The following is a 5628-nucleotide window of genomic DNA, read 5'->3' as shown; positions in this document are numbered from 1 at the left end:
GTCTTACTACAACGCTGAAAATAATCGAGCTAGAAGTTTAGCAGGTTTTCAAGAGAGACTCGAAGTTGCCATTTTAGCTTATAATATGGCATATTGTCTAGAACGATTTAACTAGCACCACGCGTATGTAATTAATGAATTGAAAATCATGGGGGATTTTTATGACTAAGCAAGTTTCCACCGCAACTATTTATTTGGGTACGCCTTTTTACAATGACGACCAACGCGCACGTGTTAAGAAGGCAATGGCATTACTCGAAAAGAACCCAACTGTTGTGAGAGTTCATTTTCCATTTGACCAAAACTTCGTTGATCCAGAAGAAAAGAATCCAGAAATCGGCGGCATCCGTAGCATGACTTGGCGTCTTGCGACATACAACAACGATATCACCGGTTTGGTTAACGCAAGCTGCGGCGTCTTTTTATACGACATGGACAACATTGATGATGGTAGTGCCTTTGAAATCGGCTTTATGCGTGCACTCCACAAGCCAGTAATTTTGGTACCATTCACTAATGATCCAAATAAAGAAAAAGAAATGAACTTGATGCTGGCACAAGGCGTAACGACAATCATTGACGGTAACACTGATTTTGAAAAATTAGCTACTTATGATTTCAACACCACACCTGCTAATCCAGTTGTTGGTTACAAGATCATCTAACAAAAATACCCGGGGAATAATTCCTCGGGTATTTCTTTATGCATTCAATTGTTTAAGTAGTTTCCGCGCCTTTTCTAGCGTGATCCGGTTTCTGTTGATTCTTGCAAAAGCACAGGCGTCATGCAGGTGCTGACTCGTGATCTCCTTTTTCTTAGCCTGTTCCATATCGTTTATGCCTTGGCGCAAAAGGATGCGGGCCATATAGAAGATAGCGTGTTGCTCGATCCCAATCTTGTAGCCGTAGCGAAGCAAGGAATTCGATTCTTTGTACATCTTGCGTTCGCCGTAGAATTCACCGGCATCGCATAAGATAGCCAAGATGTGCATCGTGGTTAAAACATTGGTAATATCAACGTCCATAATGCTTTTCAGGATCTGATCGTAGTAGTGCTGTGCCTTTTCGGTTTCGCCTTGCTTAGCGTAGATTTGACTACAGCCGTTTAAAGCGAGCAGACGGTAAATGTCGTTTTTCGGCAAATTATCCGTTGTCAAAATGTTGTTGAAGTAAAATAGTGCACTCATTTGGTTACGATCGCTTTTCAGTGCATATTGACCGCGCAAAAAGTGGTAGTGTACTTTATCTTCATCCCGCTTAAGATTTTGCGGATTGATCTGCGATAAAATGTTCAAAATCTTGGCGTAGTCGAAATTGATAAATGAAAAATCAGCTTCAAATAGCAAGCGTGCGACTTTCTTTTCATCGCTACTGGTCATAATATCGCCAACTTCGATGTTTAACCGATCGCAGAGCTGCTTCAAAATTTTAAAAGACGGTACCTGACCATTATTTTCGAATTTACTTAAAGTAGATTGCGTACAAATACCATGACAGAGGTCGGTTTGTGAAAGCTTTTGGTCTTTACGAATTTGTACGAATTTTTCTATATTGATCATAATTATTTTTGTCTCTTAATTGTTTGGAATAAAAAGTCGAGTGATTCATCGATGTAGTCGTTGCCGTAGTCCATTGCATGACCATGTCCTGGAATGACGAGTAGTTGCACACCGTGATTTTGTTTAGCTAAAAAGTTGACGAAGTCGAGAACTGAATCAAGTGGGGTCAGTTCGCCTGCTGAATTGATCATCATTACTTTGTCTAATTTGCTTAAGTCGTATGATTTTGCATCAAGTTTAGCTAAAACCTTTGGGTCTTCAGTGCCGGTATAAGTTAAAGTAAAGTACTTGTAGAAGGACTGTCTGATTTGTTCAGGATCAGTGATGCCCAAGTCTTTTGCGGCTGCTGGGGATGCCTTAACGTCTTGGTGTTCTTTGATCCAGTTTGAATACTCAACTGGTGCAGACCAAGTTACCGTTGGAAAACCATATTTGCCGGCAACGTATAACGCCATTGTTCCGCCAACGCTGGCCCCGATTTGCACGATATTCTTGAGATCGTCTTGATCAGTGTAATCAGATTTTAAAAGCCATTCGACAAAATGCAATGCATCTTCATGTGCAGCTGGAAAATGTGTTGCAGGAGCGAGGCTATATTCAGGAATGAAAGTCATAAAACCGGCATTAGCTAAATCAACGCCGACGCTCTTAACGCTTTCCTTGTTGCCACGGAACCAGCCACCACCATGCCAAAAGATTAAGATTTTGGTCTTAGAAGTTGTATTATTGGGGTAGTAAACATCGGCCCCTAATTTCTTATTTGTGTCGTAGATAACATTATTTTTTATTACAACCATGAAATGCATTCCTTTCTTAGATCTTTCATCGCTTATTATATATTAACTATAGGAACAGAAGAAATTAATAAGAATATTTTTAGTTTTTCTACAATAAGGTGAAAAATCGGTTAAATAGTGTTATTTTTGATAAAATTGACGTACTAGTCCTATGAGGGAAGGCGAAAAAATGCAACATTTATCAGCTAAAGCAAGTCGCAAACTAATTAACATTGCTACAGTGGTTTGTGGAATAATCATTATTTTGCTAGTGATCTATTGGTATCGGCTAGGCATTTTTACTGATCAAGCAAAAATGCGGGCTTATTTAGCTAATAAACAAATTGTTGGTCCGATCATTTTTGTACTGATTCAAATAGTACAGGTAGTTGTACCGATTATACCCGGGGGCGTTTCGCTTCTCGGCGGTGTGGTATTTTTCGGACCGATTGCCGGTTTTATCTATAATTACGTCGGCATTTGCATTGGTTCAATTATCAACTTTTTCTTAGCCAGACATTACGGGCAACCATTTATTTTACATATTGTCTCTGAAGAAACGCTAGATAAATATATGAAGTGGACGAAGAATCAAAAGAAATTCAACTGGTTCTTCGCGCTGTGTATCTTGGCGCCGGCGGCACCCGATGATGTGCTTTGCTTACTGGCTGGTTTAACCAAGATGAAGTTTTCTACGTATTTCTGGATTATTATTTTGTGTAAGCCTTGGACAATTGCGGCCTACAGCTTTGGTCTGCAATATGGTGCAAGATGGCTGTTGAAGTTGATGGGTAACTGATGCTTGAATCAAAGAGAATATATTTAAGACGATTTGAAGAAGGGGATGCACCTCTTTTACTAAGATGGGGACAAAACGCGCGCTATCATGACATGGCCGGTTTTGAAAAGATCGAAAATATGGATCAAGCGGTAAAGAGCGTGCATCAATATATGACTAGACCCGAAAGCTATGTCATCTGTCTGCGTAATAGTGATGAAACGATTGGTTTAATCGAATTATATGAGCGCGGCATGGACGAGCAGAGTGGTTTATTAAAGACAAAAGAAATAGGCTTTTTACTGGATCAAACTTTTGAAGGCCATGGCTATATGAACGAAGCGGTCCATTTAATTTTGGCCTATGCTTTTAAACATAAAAGACAAACGGAAATCTGGGCTGGCACCTTTGCCAATAATGAAAAGTCGCAAAAACTGTTGCAGAGATTAGGTTTTCACTACGTTTATACCGTCGATTACAGCCAAGTTAGTGCACTTTTTTCTTTTAAAGAAAAATATTATTTGCTCAAAAAAGAAGAATGGCTTAAAATAGACGCAAACACGAAATCCTAAGACTGCTTCAGAGAGTTCACGGTTGGTGCGAGTGAATGAATAGTCGTTTCCAGATTTCAGTAAGGTGGGCAATTAATAGTTGCACGGTTTGGCGTCGTTATTCGCCTGTTAAAGAGGTGCAGTCTATTTTAGACTGAAGATGGGTGGTACCGCGAAACCGTGTAAGAGCCGATTCGTCCCAAAGATAGGGATAATCGGCTCTTTTTTATGCATGGAGGTTTTATATGCTTGATATTAAAGTGATTCGTGAGAATCTTGATTGGTCAAAGAAGAAGCTTGCTACACGTGGCATTAAGCCAGAAGAATTGGACGAATTAGTTGAAATCGACACTAAGCGTCGTAAGGATTTGACTAAGAGTGAACAATTAAAGGCTAAGCGTAACGATGTTTCAAAGCAAATTGCTGAAAAGAAGCGTAACAAGGAAGACGCTAGCGATGCCATAGCTGCTATGCGTGAAGTAGGTAAGGAAATCAAGGACTTAGATAAAGAAGTTGATGAATTAACTGAAAAGCAAAACTACATTTTGCTTAGATTGCCTAACTTCCCAGCAGACTCAGACCCAGTTGGACCAGACGACAGCTACAACGAAGAAGTTCGTAAGTGGGAAGAACCAACTAAGTTTGACTTTAAGCCAAAGGCTCACTGGGACATCGGTACTGATTTGGGTATTTTGGACTGGGACCGTGCTGCTAAGGTTTCAGGTGCACGTTTTGTTTACTACATTGGTGCAGGTGCACTTTTGGAACGTGCCGTATTCAACTTCTTCCTTGATGAAAACACCAAGGATGGCTACACCGAAGTTATCCCACCTTACTTGGTAAACGATGCTTCAATGCAAGGTACTGGTCAATTCCCTAAGTTCCACGAAGACGTTTATACTATCGTTGATAACGACGATCCAGATAAGCCACGTGACTTAACTTTGATTCCAACTGCCGAAGTTCCTTTGGTAAACTACTTCAGAAATGAAATTATCCACGGCGACAAGCTCCCAATTAACGTAACTGCTTTATCACCAGCATTCAGAAGTGAAGCAGGTTCAGCTGGTCGTGATACTCGTGGTTTAATTAGAATGCACGAATTCCGTAAGGTTGAAATGGTTAAGGTATGTAAGCCAGACGAATCATGGGATGAACTTGAAAAGTTGACTCACAACGCAGAACACTTATTGCAAAAGTTAGGCTTGCCATACCACGTAGTTGCTTTGTCAACTGGGGATGCAAGTTTCACTAGTGCTAAGACTTACGACCTTGAAGTTTGGATGCCTGCACAAGACAAGTACCGTGAAATTTCAAGTTGTTCAAACTGTACTGACTTCCAAGCACGTCGCGCACAAATTCGTTACCGTGACGAAGACGGCAAGCTTCACTTGGCTCACACTTTGAACGGTTCAGGTTTGGCAGTTGGTCGTTGTGTAGCCGCAATTTTGGAAAACTACCAAAACGAAGACGGTTCAGTAACTGTTCCAGATGTACTTGTTCCATACATGAACGGTATGAAGAAGATCACTAAGGAATCAAGTTTAATCTAATTAAATAGATTTAATAAGAAGACGTTCGCTGTAAAAAGCGGGTGTCTTTTTTTGCTTTTTGATAAATAAAAAAGTTTTAAAAAATTTTTTGACGAAGAATAAGTGAATTTTAAGCAAATTTCGAACGATTAGTTGCGTTAAACTTTTAGTGTTAAGAAAATGATTGTCGAATGAGGGACACAATTTTAGAAGTGGTTACAACTAAACCACGCGTTTCATAAGTAAAGCGAACGAAGGGGCAAACTTGCAAGAAGAGCAGAAATAGGGTAAATTAATAAAGTCGTTTCGAGAGATGCGGCACAGCTTGAATAAGAAGCCTGAGCAAAGGAAAAATCAATAAAATGAAAAAAGTACTTGCAAAAGGGAGAAGAAGCTGGTAACATATTTAAATGTCGTCAAGCAAGAGATGAA

General features: G+C 39.9%; 6 protein-coding genes and 1 pseudogene. 5 read left to right on the top strand and 2 right to left on the bottom strand.

Annotated features, from left to right (window positions below):
- Positions 1-115: pseudogene (locus tag BN1206_RS09805) on the top strand (IS982 family transposase); the annotation flags it as partial.
- Between the two features lie 46 nt (positions 116-161).
- Complete coding sequence (locus tag BN1206_RS07625; protein WP_013438515.1) at positions 162-665, top strand: nucleoside 2-deoxyribosyltransferase; 504 nt, start codon at positions 162-164, stop codon at positions 663-665.
- 36 nt (positions 666-701) lie between these two features.
- On the opposite strand, the gene BN1206_RS07620 is transcribed toward BN1206_RS07625, so the two are convergent.
- On the bottom strand, positions 702-1559 hold the full coding sequence (locus BN1206_RS07620) for a helix-turn-helix domain-containing protein (RefSeq protein ID WP_014566110.1): 858 nt from the start codon (positions 1557-1559) through the stop codon (positions 702-704).
- 2 nt (positions 1560-1561) lie between these two features.
- A complete protein-coding gene (locus tag BN1206_RS07615; RefSeq protein WP_052543171.1) occupies positions 1562-2356 on the bottom strand; it encodes an alpha/beta hydrolase in 795 nt (264 codons plus the stop codon).
- Between the two features lie 169 nt (positions 2357-2525).
- On the opposite strand from BN1206_RS07615, the gene BN1206_RS07610 reads away from it, so the two are divergent.
- The 3 genes from BN1206_RS07610 to serS all read left to right on the top strand — a co-directional run bounded on the left by BN1206_RS07610 (position 2526) and on the right by serS (position 5217).
- Positions 2526-3134 (top strand): TVP38/TMEM64 family protein, encoded by a 609-nt coding sequence (locus BN1206_RS07610; protein ID WP_013438512.1) that lies wholly within the window; start codon positions 2526-2528, stop codon positions 3132-3134.
- Complete coding sequence (locus BN1206_RS07605; RefSeq protein ID WP_013642368.1) at positions 3134-3685, top strand: GNAT family N-acetyltransferase; 552 nt, start codon at positions 3134-3136, stop codon at positions 3683-3685. Before BN1206_RS07610 ends, BN1206_RS07605 begins: the two co-directional genes overlap by 1 nt.
- 224 nt (positions 3686-3909) lie before the next feature.
- Positions 3910-5217, top strand: coding sequence for a serine--tRNA ligase (gene serS, locus BN1206_RS07600; protein ID WP_013438510.1), 1308 nt, complete (start codon positions 3910-3912; stop codon positions 5215-5217).
- Positions 5218-5628 lie beyond the last annotated feature (411 nt).

The organism is Lactobacillus sp. OTU4228 (genome assembly GCF_001006945.1).
Taxonomy (GTDB): Bacteria; Bacillota; Bacilli; order Lactobacillales; family Lactobacillaceae; genus Lactobacillus; species Lactobacillus amylovorus.
The sequence above is the reverse complement of the archived record's forward strand: the minus strand, read 5'-3'. Positions and strand labels throughout refer to the sequence as shown.

Coding starts and splice junctions, on each gene's coding strand:
- BN1206_RS07625 (WP_013438515.1), top strand. CDS start 162: ATGACTAAGCAAGTTTCCACCGCAACTATTTATTTGGGTACGCCTTTT.
- BN1206_RS07620 (WP_014566110.1), bottom strand. CDS start 1,559: ATGATCAATATAGAAAAATTCGTACAAATTCGTAAAGACCAAAAGCTT.
- BN1206_RS07615 (WP_052543171.1), bottom strand. CDS start 2,356: ATGGTTGTAATAAAAAATAATGTTATCTACGACACAAATAAGAAATTA.
- BN1206_RS07610 (WP_013438512.1), top strand. CDS start 2,526: ATGCAACATTTATCAGCTAAAGCAAGTCGCAAACTAATTAACATTGCT.
- BN1206_RS07605 (WP_013642368.1), top strand. CDS start 3,134: ATGCTTGAATCAAAGAGAATATATTTAAGACGATTTGAAGAAGGGGAT.
- serS (WP_013438510.1), top strand. CDS start 3,910: ATGCTTGATATTAAAGTGATTCGTGAGAATCTTGATTGGTCAAAGAAG.